This window comes from Bacteroides sp. f07 (assembly GCF_042854785.1).
GTDB lineage: Bacteria > Bacteroidota > Bacteroidia > Bacteroidales > Bacteroidaceae > Bacteroides.
In genome coordinates this window covers 2,637,178-2,655,416 of sequence record NZ_BAABXI010000001.1, presented here as the reverse complement: position 1 = coordinate 2,655,416, position 18,239 = coordinate 2,637,178, and the positions used below count along the sequence as shown (strand labels likewise).

14 protein-coding genes are annotated in these 18,239 nt (G+C 42.2%); all 14 read left to right on the top strand.

All coding sequences use genetic code 11. The annotated features are described in order from the left end of the window. Positions 1 to 56: 56 nt before the first annotated feature. The 14 genes from dnaN to ACGHVY_RS10865 all read left to right on the top strand — a co-directional run bounded on the left by dnaN (position 57) and on the right by ACGHVY_RS10865 (position 18,231). Positions 57 to 1,178, top strand: coding sequence for a DNA polymerase III subunit beta (gene dnaN / locus ACGHVY_RS10930; protein WP_308744233.1), 1,122 nt, complete (start codon positions 57 to 59; stop codon positions 1,176 to 1,178). 109 nt (positions 1,179 to 1,287) lie between these two features. Beyond that, positions 1,288 to 2,067: an exonuclease domain-containing protein gene (locus tag ACGHVY_RS10925; protein WP_308744234.1), complete on the top strand. Its 780-nt coding sequence runs from the start codon at positions 1,288 to 1,290 to the stop codon at positions 2,065 to 2,067. After that, a complete protein-coding gene (coaBC, locus tag ACGHVY_RS10920) occupies positions 2,067 to 3,284 on the top strand; it encodes a bifunctional phosphopantothenoylcysteine decarboxylase/phosphopantothenate--cysteine ligase CoaBC (RefSeq protein ID WP_308744235.1) in 1,218 nt (405 codons plus the stop codon). Before ACGHVY_RS10925 ends, coaBC begins: the two co-directional genes overlap by 1 nt. A gap of 16 nt (positions 3,285 to 3,300) precedes the next feature. Beyond that, positions 3,301 to 4,962: a DNA repair protein RecN gene (gene recN / locus ACGHVY_RS10915; protein WP_390598990.1), complete on the top strand. Its 1,662-nt coding sequence runs from the start codon at positions 3,301 to 3,303 to the stop codon at positions 4,960 to 4,962. A 56-nt stretch (positions 4,963 to 5,018) separates the two neighbouring features. Next, positions 5,019 to 5,762 (top strand): 23S rRNA (guanosine(2251)-2'-O)-methyltransferase RlmB, encoded by a 744-nt coding sequence (gene rlmB, locus ACGHVY_RS10910; RefSeq protein ID WP_308744237.1) that lies wholly within the window; start codon positions 5,019 to 5,021, stop codon positions 5,760 to 5,762. Between the two features lies 1 nt (position 5,763). After that, positions 5,764 to 7,470 (top strand): tetratricopeptide repeat protein, encoded by a 1,707-nt coding sequence (locus tag ACGHVY_RS10905; RefSeq protein WP_390598988.1) that lies wholly within the window; start codon positions 5,764 to 5,766, stop codon positions 7,468 to 7,470. 427 nt (positions 7,471 to 7,897) lie between these two features. After that, positions 7,898 to 8,836, top strand: a complete 939-nt coding sequence (locus ACGHVY_RS10900; RefSeq protein WP_390598987.1) for a tyrosine-type recombinase/integrase — start codon at positions 7,898 to 7,900, stop codon at positions 8,834 to 8,836. A gap of 365 nt (positions 8,837 to 9,201) precedes the next feature. Beyond that, positions 9,202 to 9,798: a UpxY family transcription antiterminator gene (locus tag ACGHVY_RS10895; protein ID WP_390598986.1), complete on the top strand. Its 597-nt coding sequence runs from the start codon at positions 9,202 to 9,204 to the stop codon at positions 9,796 to 9,798. After that, positions 9,776 to 12,190, top strand: a complete 2,415-nt coding sequence (locus tag ACGHVY_RS10890; RefSeq protein ID WP_390598985.1) for an SLBB domain-containing protein — start codon at positions 9,776 to 9,778, stop codon at positions 12,188 to 12,190. Before ACGHVY_RS10895 ends, ACGHVY_RS10890 begins: the two co-directional genes overlap by 23 nt. A gap of 5 nt (positions 12,191 to 12,195) precedes the next feature. Continuing rightward, complete coding sequence (locus ACGHVY_RS10885) at positions 12,196 to 13,296, top strand: chain-length determining protein (RefSeq protein ID WP_390598983.1); 1,101 nt, start codon at positions 12,196 to 12,198, stop codon at positions 13,294 to 13,296. 117 nt (positions 13,297 to 13,413) lie between these two features. After that, positions 13,414 to 14,877 carry a polysaccharide biosynthesis protein gene (locus ACGHVY_RS10880; RefSeq protein WP_390598981.1) on the top strand — a complete coding sequence of 488 codons (1,464 nt, stop codon included), beginning with the start codon at positions 13,414 to 13,416 and terminating at the stop codon, positions 14,875 to 14,877. Further along, positions 14,862 to 15,860, top strand: coding sequence for a glycosyltransferase family 2 protein (locus tag ACGHVY_RS10875; protein ID WP_390598979.1), 999 nt, complete (start codon positions 14,862 to 14,864; stop codon positions 15,858 to 15,860). The genes ACGHVY_RS10880 and ACGHVY_RS10875 overlap by 16 nt, the downstream gene beginning before the upstream one ends. Continuing rightward, a complete protein-coding gene (locus ACGHVY_RS10870; protein WP_390598977.1) occupies positions 15,803 to 17,074 on the top strand; it encodes a Coenzyme F420 hydrogenase/dehydrogenase, beta subunit C-terminal domain in 1,272 nt (423 codons plus the stop codon). Before ACGHVY_RS10875 ends, ACGHVY_RS10870 begins: the two co-directional genes overlap by 58 nt. A gap of 41 nt (positions 17,075 to 17,115) precedes the next feature. Further along, a complete protein-coding gene (locus tag ACGHVY_RS10865; protein WP_390598975.1) occupies positions 17,116 to 18,231 on the top strand; it encodes a polysaccharide pyruvyl transferase family protein in 1,116 nt (371 codons plus the stop codon). Positions 18,232 to 18,239 lie beyond the last annotated feature (8 nt).

Sequence of the window (18,239 nt, the reverse complement as noted above, 5' to 3'; positions counted from 1 at the left end):
TCTTTTTTCGTAACTTTGTGCGATAGAACATTTAAAACTTAAATACACGAAAATATATGAAATTTATCGTTTCAAGTACTGCTCTTTCCAGCCATTTACAGGCCATCAGCCGTGTGATTAATTCAAAAAATGCGCTGCCAATTCTCGATTGTTTCCTCTTCGAACTGGAAGACGGAACATTGTCTGTGACTGTATCCGACAGCGAAACAACGATGGTGACTACCGTTGAAGTGAATGGCGATACAAACGGGCGTTTTGCCGTAGTAGCGAAAACATTGCTTGATGCACTGAAAGAAATACCGGAACAACCGTTGACATTTGACATCAATCCGGAGAATTACGAAATCACAGTGCAGTACCAGAACGGAAAATACAGCCTGATGGGGCAGAACGCGGATGAATTTCCGCAGTCGGCCACGCTGGGCGACAATGCAGTCCGCGTAGAAATGGATGCGGAGGTATTGCTGGGTGGTATCAACCGTTCCGTATTTGCCACTGCCGACGACGAACTTCGTCCCGTGATGAACGGTATTTATTTCGATATTACAACAGAAGACATCACCATGGTGGCTTCGGACGGTCATAAACTGGTGCGTTGCAAGACGTTGGCAGCCAAAGGCAACGAACGCGCAGCCTTCATCCTGCCGAAGAAACCAGCTACACTGTTGAAGAACCTGCTGCCGAAAGAACAGGGAACCGTGATTATTGAGTTTGACGAACGCAACGCCGTATTCATGCTTGAACAATACCGCATGGTGTGCCGTCTCATCGAAGGGCGTTATCCGAACTACAACTCGGTAATCCCTCAAAACAACCCTCACAAGGTGACCGTAGACCGCCAGCAGTTGGTAGGTGCCCTACGCCGTGTATCTATTTTCTCGTCGCAAGCGAGCAGTTTGATTAAGCTCCGTATGCAGGAAAACCAGATTGTGATTTCCGCACAGGACATCGACTTCTCCACTTCTGCCGAAGAAACGCAGGTATGCCAGTATGCAGGTACCCCAATGAGCATCGGTTTCAAGTCTACTTTCCTGATTGATATCCTGAATAATATCTCGGCTGACGAGGTGGTTATCGAATTGGCAGACCCGTCACGTGCCGGAGTTATCATCCCTGTCGAACAGGAAGAGAACGAAGACCTGTTGATGCTACTGATGCCTATGATGCTGAACGATTAATTAAATTTTACTATACGGTTGGACAGATTCACACAGATGAGATTTTCCTTGAGAGAATTTGAGTCTGTGTGAATCTGTTTAATCTGAGGTGATTATAAAATAACAAGAAATGAAATTAAACCTGAAAAACCCCATCGTCTTTTTCGATCTTGAGACGACCGGAACCAATATCAACACAGACCGCATTGTTGAAATCTGTTATTTGAAAGTGTACCCGAACGGGAACGAGGAGGCGAAAACGCTGCGTATCAATCCCGAAATGCACATACCGGAAGCGTCTTCCGCCGTGCATGGCATTTATGATGCGGATGTAGCCGACTGTCCTACTTTCAAAGAAGTGGCAAAGAACATTGCCCGTGATATCGAGGGCTGTGACTTGGCTGGATTCAACTCCAACCGTTTTGATATTCCGGTTTTGGCGGAAGAGTTTCTGCGTGCCGGAGTAGATATCGACATGACGAAGCGGAAATTTGTAGACGTACAGGTGATTTTCCACAAAATGGAGCAACGTACCCTGTCTGCCGCCTACAAGTTCTATTGCGAAAAGAATTTGGAGGATGCGCATACCGCAGAAGCGGATACACGGGCTACCTACGAAGTGTTGAAGGCGCAACTTGACCGTTATCCCGACCTTGAGAATGATATTGCATATCTGGCAGATTACTCCAGTTACAGTAAGAATGTGGACTTTGCAGGACGCATGGTGTATGATGATAATGGGGTGGAAGTGTTTAACTTCGGAAAATACAAAGGAATGTCCGTAGCCGAGGTTCTGAAGAAAGATCCCGGATATTACAGTTGGATTTTGAACAGCGATTTCACGCTGAACACTAAGGCGGTATTGACCAAAATCCGTCTGCGTGAAATGAGTAATTTGATTACAAAATAATGCTAAAAGGAAAAAAGATAATTCTTGGAATTACCGGCAGTATTGCCGCGTACAAGGCTTGCTATATTATCCGCGGACTCATTAAGCAAGGGGCGGAAGTGCAAGTCGTAATTACTCCGGCGGGAAAAGAATTTATTACTCCCATCACTCTTTCGGCTTTGACCAGCAAACCGGTCATCAGCGAGTTTTTTGCCCAGCGTGACGGTACGTGGAACAGTCATGTTGACCTCGGCTTGTGGGCGGATGCCATGCTGATTGCGCCCGCCACCGCTTCTACCATCGGCAAGATGGCGAACGGAATAGCCGACAATATGCTGATAACCACTTATCTTTCGGCGAAAGCTCCCGTATTCGTAGCTCCTGCCATGGACTTGGATATGTATGCCCATCCTTCCACTCAGAAGAACTTGGATATACTGCGCTCGTTCGGCAATCATATTATCGAACCGGGAACGGGAGAGCTTGCCAGCCATCTGGTAGGGAAGGGACGTATGGAGGAGCCGGAAGTCATTATCCGCACATTAGACGAGTTTTTCTCGGCAAGCGGTGAGTTGCAAGGACGAAAGATTATGATAACAGCCGGACCGACTTACGAAAAGATAGACCCTGTCCGTTTTATCGGTAATTACTCTTCGGGAAAGATGGGATTTGCCCTGGCGGAAGAATGTGCCCGCCGTGGTGCGGAAGTTACGCTGATTGCGGGGCCTGTGCAACTGGAGACGAAACACTCCCGTATCTGCCGTGTCGATGTGGAATCTGCGGAGGAAATGTATGCCACTTCGCAAGCCTGTTTTGCTGATGCCGACGCAGCAATTCTCTGTGCGGCAGTAGCTGATTATCGTCCGGAGACAGTGGCCGGCAGGAAGATAAAGCGGGAGAAGGAAGAAGAACTGACACTGCATCTTCGGGCAACGAAGGACATTGCAGCCGCTCTGGGAGCCACGAAAAGAAAAGGACAGGTGTTGGTAGGCTTCGCCCTCGAAACCAATGACGAGCAGCAGAATGCCGAAGGCAAGCTGGAACGCAAGAACTTCGACTTTATCGTGCTCAATTCATTGAATGACGCAGGGGCCGGTTTCCGCTACGATACCAATAAAATCAGTATCATCGACCGGAAAGGCCGGACGGATTATCCGCTGAAACCGAAAACGGAAGTGGCGCAAGATATTGTCGACCGTCTGGCTGATGGATTGGAACTCTCAACTCTCAACTCTTAACTCTCAATTTATTCCAATGTTACGTTCGCTATACATTCAGAATTACGCATTGATAGAGAAGCTGGATATCGGTTTCGAGACAGGCTTCTCTGTTATAACAGGTGAAACGGGAGCCGGAAAATCAATCATTCTGGGAGCTATCGGACTGCTGCTGGGGCAGCGTGCTGATGTGAAGGCCATTCGTCGTGGAGCTTCCAAATGTATAATAGAGGCTCGTTTTGATATATCGGGCTACGGTATGCGCCCATTTTTTGAAGATAATGAACTGGAGTATGACGAGGAGTGCATTTTGCGTCGCGAAGTGCATGCGTCCGGTAAGAGCCGGGCATTCATCAATGATACTCCCGCTTCGCTGGCACAGGTTAAGGAACTGGGCGAACTGTTGATTGACGTACATTCACAGCATCAGAATCTGTTGCTCAATAAAGAAGGTTTCCAGTTGAATGTGCTTGATATCTTGGCACATAATGATGCTGCGTTGGAGAAATACCATGCCCGTTATGCCGAATGGAAGCAGACTGAGCGCGAATTGGCGGAGTTGGTGGCATTGGCGGAGAAAAGCCGTGCGGATGAAGACTATATCCGTTTCCAACTGGAGCAGCTCGAAGAAGCAGACCTTTCCGAAGGCGAGCAGGAAGAGCTGGAACAGGAAGCCGAAATGCTGAGTCATGCGGAAGAAATCAAGGCGGGGCTTTATCGGGTGGAACAGTCTTTTGTTTCCGATGAAGGTGGTTTACTTTCTTATTTGAAGGATAGCCTGAACACGCTGAACAGTCTGCAAAGGGTGTATCAGCCTGCCAAGGAACTTACTGAACGGATGGAAAGTGCTTATATCGAATTGAAAGATATTTCGCACGAGGTCTCTTCGCAAAGCGATTCCGTAGAGTTCAACCCTATGCGGCTCGATGAAGTAAATGAGCGGTTGAACCTGATTTATTCCCTGCAGCAGAAACATCGCGTGCAGACACTCGACGAACTGATAGCGTTGACGGAAGAGTATCGTAACAAACTATCCGCTATCACTTCTTATGATGACCGTATTGCCGAATTGACCGGTTGCAAGGAAGAGCTGTACAAACAAGTGAAACAGCAGGCGGAACTGCTCACCAAAGCCCGTACGAAGGCTGCCCGTGAGGTGGAAAAGCAACTGGCTGCCCGACTGGTTCCGCTGGGAATGCCGAACGTTCGTTTTCAGGTGGAAATGGGACTCAAGAAAGAACCGGGATTGCAAGGGGAAGATACGGTCAATTTCCTGTTCTCCGCCAATAAGAACGGTATGTTGCAGAGTATATCTTCCGTGGCTTCGGGCGGTGAAATAGCCCGCGTCATGCTTTCCATCAAAGCGATGATTGCCGGAGCCGTGAAGTTGCCGACTATCGTATTTGATGAAATTGATACCGGAGTATCCGGTGAGATAGCCGACCGCATGGCGGACATGATGCAGGAGATGGGCGAGCAGAACCGCCAGGTTATCAGCATCACCCACTTGCCGCAAATCGCTGCCCGCGGACGTGCGCATTATAAAGTATATAAGAAAGACAGTGATACGGAAACGAATAGCCATATCCGCCGTCTCACCGATGAAGAACGGGTAGAGGAAATTGCTCATATGTTGAGCGGCGCTACGCTGACCGAAGCCGCTCTCAGTAACGCCAAAGCTCTGTTAAACAGCAAGTAGCGATTAGGGGCAGACAAATAGTTAACTGGTAAATAGTAAAATAGTAAATAACCGCGATGTTAGATAAAAGTGAAATGATTTTCGGCGTTCGTGCCGTGATAGAAGCCATTCAGGCTGGAAAAGAGATTGATAAAATTCTGGTAAAGAAAGACATTCAGAGTGAACTTTCCAAGGAACTTTTTGCAGCTTTGAAAGGTCTGCTGATTCCTGTTCAGCGTGTTCCGGTGGAGCGTATCAACCGTATCACACGGAAGAATCATCAAGGTGTGATTGCTTTCATTTCTTCGGTGACTTATCAGAAGACGGAAGATCTTGTCCCTTTCTTGTTCGAACAGGGTAAGAATCCGTTTTTTGTGATGCTGGACGGGGTGACGGATGTACGTAATTTTGGTGCGATTGCCCGTACTTGCGAGTGTGCCGCCGTAGATGCTGTGATTATTCCTGCCCGTGGCAGTGCGTCGGTGAACGCGGATGCCGTGAAGACTTCCGCAGGGGCGTTGCATACGCTTCCGGTATGTCGTGAACAGAATTTGCGTTCGACGCTGCAATACTTGAAAGACAGCGGTTTCCGTATTGTGGCTGCCACCGAGAAGGGGGATTATGAGTATACGAAAGCGGATTATACAGGACCTTTATGCATCATCATGGGTGCGGAAGATACGGGGGTGTCTTATGAGAACCTGGCGCTCTGCGACGAATGGGTGAAGATACCGATGTTGGGGACAATCGAGTCTCTGAATGTTTCCGTTGCTGCCGGTATCCTGATTTATGAAGCTGTGAAACAAAGAAACAACGACTGATATGAAGAAGATTTTAATCCTGCCTTTGCTGTTTGTCTTTCTGGCACAGGGAAGCATGGCACAAACTCCTAAATGGGTAGAGAAGGCGAAACGCGCTGTCTTCTCTGTGGTGACTTACGACAAGAATGATAAGATGCTGAATACCGGAAACGGATTTTTTGTATCCGAAGACGGGCTGGCTCTGTCCGATTATTCTCTTTTTAAAGGTGCCGAGCGTGCGGTGGTTATCACGGCCGAGGGCAAGCAAATGCCTGTCAGTACCATACTGGGGGCGAATGATATGTATGATGTTATCAAGTTTCGTGTAGCTATTACCGAAAAGAAAGTTCCTGCATTGGTGGTGGCAAAAACAGCGCCGGCAGTGGGGGCTGATGCGTGGATGCTTCCTTATTCTACGCAGAAAAGTATTGCTTGTGTATCGGGGAAGGTGAAAGAGGTTGCCAAGGTGGCTGGCGAATATCATTACTATACGTTGAGCATGCAGATGAAAGACAAGATGGTGAGCTGTCCGGTGATGAACGTGGAAGGTCAGGTGTTCGGTATCGCGCAGAAGTCGTCCGGACTTGACACGGTGACTACCTGCTATGCTGCCGGAGCTGCCTTTGCCATGTCCCAGAAGATTAGCGCTCTTTCTTTGGGGGATGCGGCACTGAAAAGTATCGGTATCCGGAAGGGGTTGCCCGATACGGAAGATCAAGCATTGGTGTACTTGTTCATGGCTTCTTCCAGCCTGTCGGGAGAGGATTACGGTATGTTGCTGGATGATTTTATCCGCCAGTTTCCTGCTAATGTAGATGGGTATCTGCGCCGTGCGAATTATTACATAGCTAAAGGTAAGGACGATCAATCCTGGTTCGATAAAGCCGTTGCCGACTTTAATCAGGCTCTGAAAATAGCGCAGAAGAAGGATGATGTATATTATAATATAGGTAAGCTGATGTATGCTTATCAACTATCGAAACCGGAGAAAACGTATAAAGACTGGACGTATGATACTGCTTTGAAGAATGTCCGTCAGGCGATTGCTATCGACCCGCTGCCTATCTACGTGCAACTGGAAGGGGATATTTTATTTGCCCGGCAGGATTATGCCGGAGCTTTGGCGGCTTATGAAAAAGTAAATGCCAGCAATATGGCTTCTGCTGCCACGTTTTTCAGTACTGCCAAGACGAAGGAGCTGATGAAAGCCAAACCGAAAGAAGTTCTGGCATTGATGGATAGCTGCATCGCCCGTTGCCCGCAACCGATTACCGCCGACTTTGCCCCTTATTTGCTGGAACGTGCACAGATAAATATGAATGCCGGAGAACCGCGAAATGCGATGCTTGATTATGATGCTTATTTTAAAGCTGTCAACGGTCAGGTGAATGATGTATTCTATTATTATCGCGAACAGGCTGCTTTGAAAGCACGCCAATATCAACGTGCATTGGATGATATTGCGAAGGCTGTCGAGTTGAATCCGGCAGACCTGACTTATCAGGCTGAGCATGCTGTGGTAAATCTGCGCGTAGGACGCTATGAAGAGGCTATTCAAATTTTGAATGGTATCCTGAAGGCAGATCCGAAGTATGGTGAAGCCTACCGTTTGCTGGGACTTTGCCAGATACAGTTGAAGAAGACGGACGAGGCTTGCGGAAACTTTAAGAAAGCGAAGGAACTGGGCGACCCGAACGTGGACGAACTGATTAAGAAATACTGCAAGTAGAAGAGGGGAGTATCGGTGGGGTGCGTTGGTTGTCACTCTGAACTCTGCTGCCACTCTGAGCTCTGCCATCATTGACTCTGTCATTATTAAATTCTGAATAAAACCCCTGCTGACCGTGAAGTTAGCAGGGGGTTCTCATTTGGGGACGTTAATAAAACTCTCTCTCTCTTTCCTATTTTTTCCCCACTTGTCAAGCTTAGGTTTTAGGTCTTATGATATAGGTCTGATTATCTTTTTTATTTCTTGTCTTTGTAAGGTAAATGCAGAAATTCCCGGAATACTGCATCATCGCGATTCTTTTTTTAGAAAATATTCGAATTTTAATGGGAAACAGTGAGTATTCCTAAAATAGTGACCTATTTTACCTGTAATCTTGTTATATTCAATCCGTCATTTGATGGCTAACCAGATGAGTAATTATTTATTTATGAAGAAAAATCAGTTTACTAATTGTGCAAACGATTACATTGAGCGTTTGCGGAAGGAGGGCCGTTATTCAACGGCGCATGTGTACAAACATGCTATCCGTTCTTTCTCGAAATTTTGCGGGAATCAAAACCTTACTTTCGGTAAGGTGACCCGTGATACGTTGAAGGCGTATAGCAACTATTTGGTGGCTTTGCGTTTGAAGCCTAATACGATTTCTACATATATGCGTATGCTGCGTTGTATCTACAACCGTGGTGTCGACAGTAGGCAGGCTCCTTATATACCAGGCTTGTTCCGGGATGTGTTTACAGGTGTCGATACCCGGCAGAAAAAGGCGATTCCGATACACGAGCTTCATACGCTGCTGAATGAAGATCCGAAGACGGAGAAACTTCGCCATACGCAGGCTGTCGCCAATCTGTTATTCCAGTTCTGCGGTATGCCTTTTGTGGATTTCGCCCATTTGGAAAAGTCTAATATGGAGCAGGGACTTTTGAAGTACAACCGTATGAAAACCGGTACGCCTATGAGCATCGAAATTCTGGATTCGGCGCAGGATGCCATTGCCCGTTTGTGCAATGAATATAGTGTGGCTAATTCCGGCAAAAACGACTATCTTTTCCGAATATTGAGCGGTGAATATAAGAAAACTGAGGAAAAGGCGTATCGCGAGTATCAGTCGGCTTTGAGACGTTTTAACAATGATTTGAAGTGCCTGTCGAGGCAGTTGAGGATACGCTCGTCCGTAACGTCTTATACGTTACGTCATTCTTGGGCCACCACTGCGAAGTACAGAGGGGTTCCTATCGAAATGATAAGCGAATCGCTGGGGCATAAATCAATCAAGACAACACAAATCTATTTAAAAGGCTTTGAACTGGAAGAGAGAACAAAAGTAAATAAGTTGAATTATTCTTACGTGAAGAGTTTTAAATAAGCTCGGAATGATGTAGCTAAAGTATTAGGGTTTAGGGACTTCATAGTTCCGTTACTTCTTAGGTAACGGATGATATACGGCCAGAACGCATACAAATACAATAAAAAGGAAAAAAGGCAACATGAGGGAAGAAAGGAAATGGATACCTAATCTTCAAAACAAACGTTTTTTGAAGTTAGGAAACAGAAAGTCACAGAGCATGAAGGGATTATTCCCCATGTTCAGAAACTTTTATGTGGTTATATTTAAGAGAAAAAGGAAAAAAAGAAGTTTTTGCTTGTTTCCTATTATTATTTTTATCTATCTTTGTAGCAAATAAAAATCCGTTACCTAAGAAGTAACGGATAAACATGGGGTAAAAAAATATGATTTTCACAAAGGAAAAGTCTATTAGCACCGTGCCCGGTTGTGGGACAGGGGAAGGCGTAGCGCACTCAAAACGCTGGTATGTAGCATTGGTTCGTATGCATCACGAGAAGAAAGTAGCCGAGCGTTTGTTTAAGATGGGAATCGAAACTTTCGTTCCTGTCCAGCAAGAGGTGCATCAATGGAGCGACCGTCGTAAAGTTGTCAATACTGTACTGCTTCCGATGATGGTATTCGTTCATGCCGATCCTAAAGAACGTATGGAAGTCCTTTCATTTTCTACGGTCAGCCGTTATATGGTGATGCGTGGGGAAAGCACTCCGGCAGTTATTCCCGATGAGCAGATGGCACGTTTCCGTTTCATGCTCGATTATTCCGATGAAGCAGTTTGTATGAACGATTCTCCTTTGGCGCGTGGCGAGAAAGTCCGTGTCATCAAAGGTCCTCTGAGCGGACTTGTTGGCGAACTTGTCACGATAGGAGGCAAGAGTAAAATTGCAGTTCGCTTGAATATGCTTGGTTGTGCTTGCGTGGATATGCCGATCGGTTATGTAGAATCTACAAGAATTACCAATGACAATACAAAAAAACTTTAGTACATTTCTGTTTATTCTGATTCTGGGAGTTTCTTCTCCTTTGATGGCTCAGGGCATGAGCGACCCTCAAGTCCTTGAATATGTAAAAGACGGCATCAGACAAGGGAAAGAACAAAAGCAATTGGCCTCGGAACTGGCGCGTAAAGGTGTGACCAAGGAGCAGGCGATGCGTGTGAAGCAGCTATATGAACGTCAGAATAATGTAAATACTTCCAATGCCACCGGCACTGACGTTAATGAATCGCGTCTGCGTGAAGAAATGAAAGAAAATACTTCCGATATGCTGGAAGACCGTCCGGGTATACAAGACCTCGCACGTGGAAACCAGGTCTTCGGAAGAAATATATTCAATACCCGAAACTTGACTTTTGAACCTAGTGTTAACCTTGCTACTCCTTCAAACTACCGTCTTGGTCCGGGTGACGAGGTGATTATTGATATTTGGGGAGCCAGCCAGAACACCATTCGTCAGCAGATTTCTCCTGACGGTACTATCAATATTCAGAAAATCGGCCCCGTCAATTTGAACGGGCTGACGATTACGGAAGCCAATAATTATCTCAAGAAAACATTAAATAAGATATATAATGGTCTTAATAATACGGTCGACCCGACTTCAGATATTCGTCTGACACTGGGCAACATACGTACGATTCAGATCAATGTGATGGGTGAAGTTGTTCAGCCCGGCACTTATGCTTTGTCATCCTTTTCTACTGTGTTTCATGCGCTCTATCGGGCAGGGGGAGTCAGTGATATAGGAAGCCTTCGCAATGTCCAGTTGGTAAGGGGCGGTAAGAACATCGCTGCGATTGATGTCTACCAATTCATAATGAAGGGAAATGTTCAAGATGACATTCGTCTTCAGGAAGGTGATGTGGTCATTGTTCCCGCTTATGAAGTTTTGGTAAAGATTGATGGAAAAGTAAAGCGTTCGATGCGTTTCGAAATGAAGCAGGGCGAATCGTTATCTACTCTTCTCGGTTATGCCGGTGGATTTGAGGCGGATGCCTATACCCGTTCTTTGCGGGTAGTGCGTCAGAACGGGCAAGAGTATGAAGTAAATACAGTCAAGGATTTAGATTACAGTGTTTATAAAATGAGAAACGGTGATGTTGTGACAGCCGAAGCTATCCTCAACCGTTTTGTCAACAAGCTTGAAATCCGTGGTGCAGTCTACCGTCCGGGAATTTATGAATTGAACGGCAAACTGAATACCGTTCGCGAGCTTGTTTGCGAGTCACAAGGTCTTACAGGGGATGCTTTCCTGAACCGTGCTGTTCTTTACCGTCAACGGGAAGACCTCACAACGGAAGTTGTTCCGGTGGATATCAAAGCAATCATGGACGGTACTTCCCCAAATATTATCTTAATGAAAAACGACATTCTTTATATTCCTAGTATTCATGATTTGGAGGATAAAGGAAATGTTGTCATCCACGGCGAAGTGGCCCAGCCGGACTCTTATCCCTATGCGGATAATATGACGCTCGAAGACCTTGTCATTCAGGCTGGTGGTTTGCGTGAAGCAGCTTCCATTGTCCGTGTGGATGTATCGCGCAGAATCAAAAATCCCCGAAGCATCGTAGACAACGATACAATCGGTCAGATATATACATTTTCCCTGAAAGAGGGGTTTGTGGTGGATGGGAAGCCGGGATTTGTACTTCAACCTTATGACGAGGTTTATGTACGTCGAAGTCCCGGCTATCAACCCCAACAGAATGTAGTGGTAGAGGGGGAAATCCTTTTTGGCGGTTCTTATGCTATGACCAGCCGTGAGGAACGTCTTTCTGATTTAATTAGCAAAGCCGGAGGTGTAACGAACTACGCCTATTTGCGTGGTGCAAAACTGACTCGTGTAGCCAATGCCGGCGAGAAGAAACGTATGGGGGATGTGATTCGTTTGATGAGTCGCCAATTGGGAGAAGCTATGCTTGATTCTTTGGGTGTCCGTGTTGAAGATACTTTTACTGTTGGTATCGATTTGGAAAAAGCACTGGATAAACCGGGAAGTTCTGCCGATATTGTGTTGCGTGAAGGTGATGTAATTTCAATTCCTAAAAATAATAATACGGTTACTATTAACGGTGCTGTGATGGTTCCAAATACAGTTTCTTATATTAGCGGTAAGAGTGTGGACTATTATTTGAATCAAGCAGGCGGGTATTCTGATAATGCGAAGAAAAGCAAGAAGTTCATCGTTTATATGAATGGTCAGGTAACGAAGGTGAAAGGTAGTGGTAAAAAGCAGGTAGAACCGGGATGTGAGATTATTGTACCTGGCAAGACTAAGAAGAATGCGAATATCGGCAATATTCTAGGGTATGCTACTTCATTCAGTTCATTGGGAATGATGATTGCTTCTATTGCTAATCTGATAAAGAAATGATAATTATGTCAGAGCAATCATTGCAGGAGGAATCGAAAGAGTTGGAGATTGATATACTGGATATCATTCGTAAAATAATAGCTATTCGTAAGAAACTTTATAAAGCAGTTATTATCGGTTTAGTGATTGGTATTATTGTGGGATTAAGCATTCCTAAAGAATATACGGTAAGAGTTACACTTTCACCGGAGATGGGAGGTGAGAAAGGAAATAGTGGAATAGCTGGGGTAGCCGCCTCTTTTTTGGGAGGGGGGACTGGTATAAAGAGTGGTACTGATGCTTTAAATGCATCCTTATCATCTGATATCGTATCTTCTACTCCTTTTTTGTTGGAGTTACTGAATATGGAGGTCGTTGACAACGAAGGTGAACCAAAAATGCTTTCTGCCTATTTGATGACAGAGTCATCACCTTGGTGGAACTATGTAATAGGTTTGCCGGGAATCATTAATAGTCTGGTAAAGTCTTGGTTTATTCAAGAAGAAATATCTTCTAAGGAGAAACTACAAGGCAGATTAATAATCTTAACAAAGGACGAAAATGCTCAAATTGGTGCGTTAAAGAAAAAGATTACGGCTACAGTTGATAAGAAAACAGCTATCACTAGTGTGAATGTTACTTTACAAGATCCTAAAGTAGCTGCGATTGTTGCAGATTCCGTAGTTCATCGTTTGCAAGAATATATTATTTCATACCGGACTTCAAAAGCAAAAGAAGATTGTGTTTATTTGGAAAAGCTATTTGAAGAGCGAAAGCAAGAGTATTATGTAGCTCAAAAAAAATATGCAGATTATGTGGATGCACATGATAATTTAATTCTTCAAAGTGTACGTGCGGAACAGGAGCGGTTACAAAATGATATGAACTTGTTTTATCAAGTTTATAGTCAAGTAGCTAATCAATTGCAGGTAGCTAGAGCTAAAGTACAAGAGGGGAAGCCCGTTTTTGCGATAGTGGAACCAGCGGTTGTACCTATTGAATCTTCAAGTATGAGGAGGAGTATTTATATATTTCTATTTGTATTTCTATCTATTTTCGGTACCATCGGTTGGTTCTTATTAGGTAAGGCGTTTATGAGTGCTTTCAAGAATGAAGTTAAGATGTAAAGATTATATTTTATTATTGTTCTTATATAATACAGTATAATGATATCAGTCATATCCGAAAACAATAAGCGAATAGCAAAAAATACAGCCTTACTTTATATAAGAATGCTCTTGATTATGACTGTAACTCTCTATACTTCGCGTGTCGTGTTACAAGTTTTGGGCGTTGAAGATTTTGGCATTTATAATGTGGTCGGCGGAATTGTTGCTATGTTTTCTTTTCTTAATGCATCAATGAGTGGAGCTACAGCACGTTTTTTGATGTATGAAATGGGGGAGAATAATAAGGATAAATTGAGAATCACTTTCAATTCTGCATTATTAATCCATATAACTATTGCATTATTAATAATTCTGATAGCCGAAACTATTGGACTTTGGTTTCTGAAAACACAACTTGTGATACCAGCCGACAGAATGAATGCAGCAATGTGGGTATATCAGTTCTCCATACTTTCCGCTGTTGTATCAGTCACACAAGTACCTTATAATGCATGTATAATAGCTCATGAGAAGATGGATGTATATGCTTATGTAGAAATACTGAATGTCATACTTAAATTGTTGATAGTTTTTTTATTGGTTGCAGGAGACTTTGATAAATTGATTTTTTACGCATTACTAATCTTTCTAGTTTCGACCATAGTTGCATATATTTACCGCTTATATTGTGTTCGTCACTTTGACGAAAGTAAGTTACTCTATCAATGGCATTTTGAAAACGTTAAGCCTATACTTTCCTTTTCTGGATGGGATTTATATGGTAATATGTCGACAGTAGCCCGTACGCAAGGTGTAAATATGTTGCTTAATACATTTTTCGGACCACTATTGAATGCAGCAAGTGGTATAGCCGGTCAAGTACAGGGAGCTGTAATGAGTTTTGCCGGAAATATTGTTATAGCTGTAAAGCCGCAAATAATAAAAAGTTATGCTACCGGAGAATACTCACGTATGGTTAGTTTGGTAATGAATGCTTCAAAATTGACATTTCTATTATTGTTACTGTTATCATTGCCTTTAATTGCAGAAATGCATTTTGTTTTATCATTATGGTTGAAGACTGTACCTGAATATACTGTGCAATTCTGTGTGTGTACACTGTTATTCAATTTTTTTGCAACAATGTCTGTTGTAGTTGTAACTGCAGCCCATGCAACTGGAAAAATCAAGCGGCCAAGTTTGATTAACGGCACTTTATACTTATCAGTAATCCCTGTCTCTTATATAGGTTTTAAATTAGGGTTATCTCCTGTGACATCTTATCTGTTTAATATAATAGCAGTAATGATTGGACTCTTGTCAAATGTATGGACAATACATAAATATATACCTGCATTCTCTTTTAAGAATTATATATATACCGTTTTTATACGCTGTATGGTCGTTCTTTTAGCTTCATCGGGTTTAGTATGGTGGGTGAAAGGATTCATTCATGAAGAAGGTTTCTGTCGTTTCATTATTATATCCATTGCTTCAACGATAGCTGTTATTTTATTGGGCTTTTATGTCGCATTGAATAAATCGATGAGAATCATGACTGTTCAATATATCAAAAATAAAATATGCAAGAAGGTTTAGTCAGTGTTATAACCCCCTGTTACAATACCGGAGAGATTATTCATCGTCTGTTAGATTCCATACTCAAGCAAGATTATCCTTCTGTAGAAATGCTTGTGGTAGATGATGGCTCCACAGATAATTCAAAAAAAGTGATACTGTCCTATATCCCCCTATTTGAGAAACGTGGATACAGCCTCGAATACACTTATCAAAGTAATCAAGGACAATCGGCAGCTATAAATAATGCTTTGAAATGGGTAAAAGGAGAATTTCTGGCTTGGCCTGATAGTGATGATTTTTATAATAGATCGGATGCCATTTCTTCTTTTGTCCGTAAATTTAGAGAACTGAGTAATGACTATGGTGCTGTAAGATGCTTGCCTACTTATGTACATGAAAAGAATATGAAAGGTTATGTTCAAACTAAGGGTATTAATCTTGATTGTAACCAATTTTATAATTGCTTATATAGTACGAGCTTTATATGGCCTCCAGGAAATTATGTGATTAAGTTATGTGCCTTAGACAGAGTAAATCCATCCCGCGAAATTTACGTCAGTAAGGATGCTGGTCAGAACTGGCAGATGTTATTGCCGCTACTCTTCTCTTTCAAATGCTATACATTAGCAGATTCTTATTTCAGTGTATTAGAGCGTTCAGACTCTCATTCACGTGGACAATACAGAAGATATAATCAGGAGATATCGAAAATATCTTCTTACGAAAATACAATTCTATATACTTTAGACAAGATAAATGATTTGTGTGATTCCGAAAAAGAAAGATTAAAAGAGACTATACGTATTAAGTACTTACGCGAGAGATTGAAAGTAAGTCTTAAATATTGTAATCAAAAGGATGTTGAACTTTTTAGTAAAAAACTAACTATTTCTGACAAGTTAACCTTTAAAGAATATTTGCTGAAAGTAGTAATCAAAATTCCTTGGTTGTATTTGATTTTGAGAAATCTAGTTTTGAAAGTAAAACATATGTTGAAATGATAGTTTTAACTAAAAAAGAAGATTGTTGTGGATGCAATGCGTGTGTTCAGGTTTGTTCTAAGAAATGTATTGCAATGCGAGAGGATCAAGAAGGATTCTTGTACCCTCACATTGATCAATGTATTTGCATAAATTGTGGATTATGCGAAAAAGTATGTCCTGTCATTAACCAGGGGGAATTGAGACAGCCACTTGTGGTTTTGGCTGCAAAGAATTCTAATGAAAAAGTACGTTTGTTAAGTTCTTCAGGAGGGATTTTTTCATTGCTTTCAGAATATATATTGGAAAAAAATGGAGTTGTTTTTGGAGCACGTTTTAATGATAAATGGCAGGTAGTGCATGATTATACAGAGACGAAAGAAGGATTGAGTGCATTTCGTGGAAGTAAATATGTTCAAAGTCATATCGGCAATAGTTATGCACAGGTAAAGCTATTTTTAAAACAGGGGCGTTTAGTCTTATTTTCCGGTACTCCTTGTCAGATAGCCGGACTAAAAAGATATCTATTTAAAGATTATAAAAATCTTGTGACGTTAGATATTATTTGTCATGGTGTTCCGAGTCCGAAGGTCTGGCAAAATTACTTAGACGAGAAAGTGGCGAGTGAGGGTAGAAAGAAAATATTGTTTGCTAATGATATTTACGGTAAAAAACACATAAGTAATATTTTCTTTAGAGATAAACGCTCAGGCTGGAAAAAATTCAGTTTTGTCCTAGCTATAACTTTAACTGATTCCAATGAAAAGAAAAAACAAATTCTACTTTCGGATGTCTTCTCTGAAAATATTTATATGAAAGGTTTTCTTAGTGACTTATATTTACGGCCATCTTGCTATGACTGTCCTAGTAAGTGTGGCAAGAGCGAGTCTGATATAACATTGGGTGATTTTTGGGAAATACAAAAAATATTACCGTATTATGATGACGATAAGGGGGTTAGTGCAGTATTGATTTATAATCCGGAGCTTTTGGAAAAGGTAAAAGGAATTTTATTTGAAAATTCTCATAAGGTAACTTATCAAGAAGTGTTTATTGGAAATTCACCATTGGAAAAATCTCCACATACACATCCTAATAGAGATTATTTCTTTTCATTGTTGGAAAAATATAGTGTAAGTAGAGCTATAAATAAAGCATTGAGAAAAGGATGGTGGAATAGACTGATGCATAGAGTGAGTGGTAAGATGCAAAAACTGATGAAGAAATTAAATTAGAGATGTACTTTGATAAAGGAATATAGAAAATACAATTTGGCATGATGAGAATTTGTATATTGACCCAACCTCTTCATACTAATTATGGTGGATTGCTTCAGGCTTATGCATTACAAACAGTATTGAAGCGAATGGGACATGAGGTATGGACAGAGGATAGAAAATGGAAACGTCCTTTAATAGTTAAAGTGAAACAGTTGATTGCACGTCTGATAAAGTATAAAGGGCTTTATTATCCTACAGACAAACAAGAACAGAGTATTGCTCAGAAAACTATTCCGTTTATTCGTAAATATATAACGACTACGGAACCCATTTCATCAAATACAAAAGAAGAATTTCACAAGTATCATTTTGATGCTTATATAGTAGGTAGCGATCAAGTTTGGCGTCCTATATATTCTTATTGCTTGTCTAATTACTTTTTGGATTTTGCAGTTGGTCAGTGTGTGAAACGTATAGCTTATGCAGCTTCTTTTGGAACTTCGGATTGGGAGTTTTCTAGGAAGCAGACGAGGCGATGTGCTGCTTTAGCTAAGCAATTTGATGCAATTTCCGTTCGTGAAGATTGTGGAGTTGCATTGTGCAAAAAGTATTTAGGTGTTGATGCGGTCCATTTGTTAGATCCGACGATGCTTTTGAATAAAGAAGATTATATTTATTTGGTAGAGCAAGAGCAGACTTCTGCTTCTGGGAATAAATTAATGACGTATGTGTTGGATCAGTCGGAAAAGAAGCAAGCTATTGTTCGAAAAGTCTCTCAAACTTTAGGTTTGTCTCCAAATGTTGTGATGCCAGAAATGAATTTTAGTCAAGTAGGAAAGAAATATATTAATCAATGTGTTTTTCCTCCTGTAACAGATTGGCTGCGTGGATTTATGGATGCAGAATATGTTATTACGGATTCTTTTCATGGCACAGTTTTCTCGATTCTTTTTAATAAGCCTTTTGTCGTGATGGCGAATAGAGAGCGTGGCATGGCGCGGCTTACTTCCTTGCTGAAGAAATTTAAGTTGGAAGAACGTTGGGTGCATTCATTGGAAGATGTAACAGATAAAATGTTGTATGCCCCGGTAGATTTTGCGAAAGTGAATCAAATGTTGGATATAGAGAGGGAGAAGGCGAAAATATTTCTAATGGAATCATTGAATATATAGACCAAGTT

Excerpts from the sequence above, each read along its gene's own strand:
- dnaN (WP_308744233.1), top strand. The coding sequence starts at position 57 with ATGAAATTTATCGTTTCAAGTACTGCTCTTTCCAGCCATTTACAGGCC.
- ACGHVY_RS10925 (WP_308744234.1), top strand. The coding sequence starts at position 1,288 with ATGAAATTAAACCTGAAAAACCCCATCGTCTTTTTCGATCTTGAGACG.
- coaBC (WP_308744235.1), top strand. The coding sequence starts at position 2,067 with ATGCTAAAAGGAAAAAAGATAATTCTTGGAATTACCGGCAGTATTGCC.
- recN (WP_390598990.1), top strand. The coding sequence starts at position 3,301 with ATGTTACGTTCGCTATACATTCAGAATTACGCATTGATAGAGAAGCTG.
- rlmB (WP_308744237.1), top strand. The coding sequence starts at position 5,019 with ATGTTAGATAAAAGTGAAATGATTTTCGGCGTTCGTGCCGTGATAGAA.
- ACGHVY_RS10905 (WP_390598988.1), top strand. The coding sequence starts at position 5,764 with ATGAAGAAGATTTTAATCCTGCCTTTGCTGTTTGTCTTTCTGGCACAG.
- ACGHVY_RS10900 (WP_390598987.1), top strand. The coding sequence starts at position 7,898 with ATGAAGAAAAATCAGTTTACTAATTGTGCAAACGATTACATTGAGCGT.
- ACGHVY_RS10895 (WP_390598986.1), top strand. The coding sequence starts at position 9,202 with ATGATTTTCACAAAGGAAAAGTCTATTAGCACCGTGCCCGGTTGTGGG.
- ACGHVY_RS10890 (WP_390598985.1), top strand. The coding sequence starts at position 9,776 with ATGACAATACAAAAAAACTTTAGTACATTTCTGTTTATTCTGATTCTG.
- ACGHVY_RS10885 (WP_390598983.1), top strand. The coding sequence starts at position 12,196 with ATGTCAGAGCAATCATTGCAGGAGGAATCGAAAGAGTTGGAGATTGAT.
- ACGHVY_RS10880 (WP_390598981.1), top strand. The coding sequence starts at position 13,414 with ATGACTGTAACTCTCTATACTTCGCGTGTCGTGTTACAAGTTTTGGGC.
- ACGHVY_RS10875 (WP_390598979.1), top strand. The coding sequence starts at position 14,862 with ATGCAAGAAGGTTTAGTCAGTGTTATAACCCCCTGTTACAATACCGGA.
- ACGHVY_RS10865 (WP_390598975.1), top strand. The coding sequence starts at position 17,116 with ATGATGAGAATTTGTATATTGACCCAACCTCTTCATACTAATTATGGT.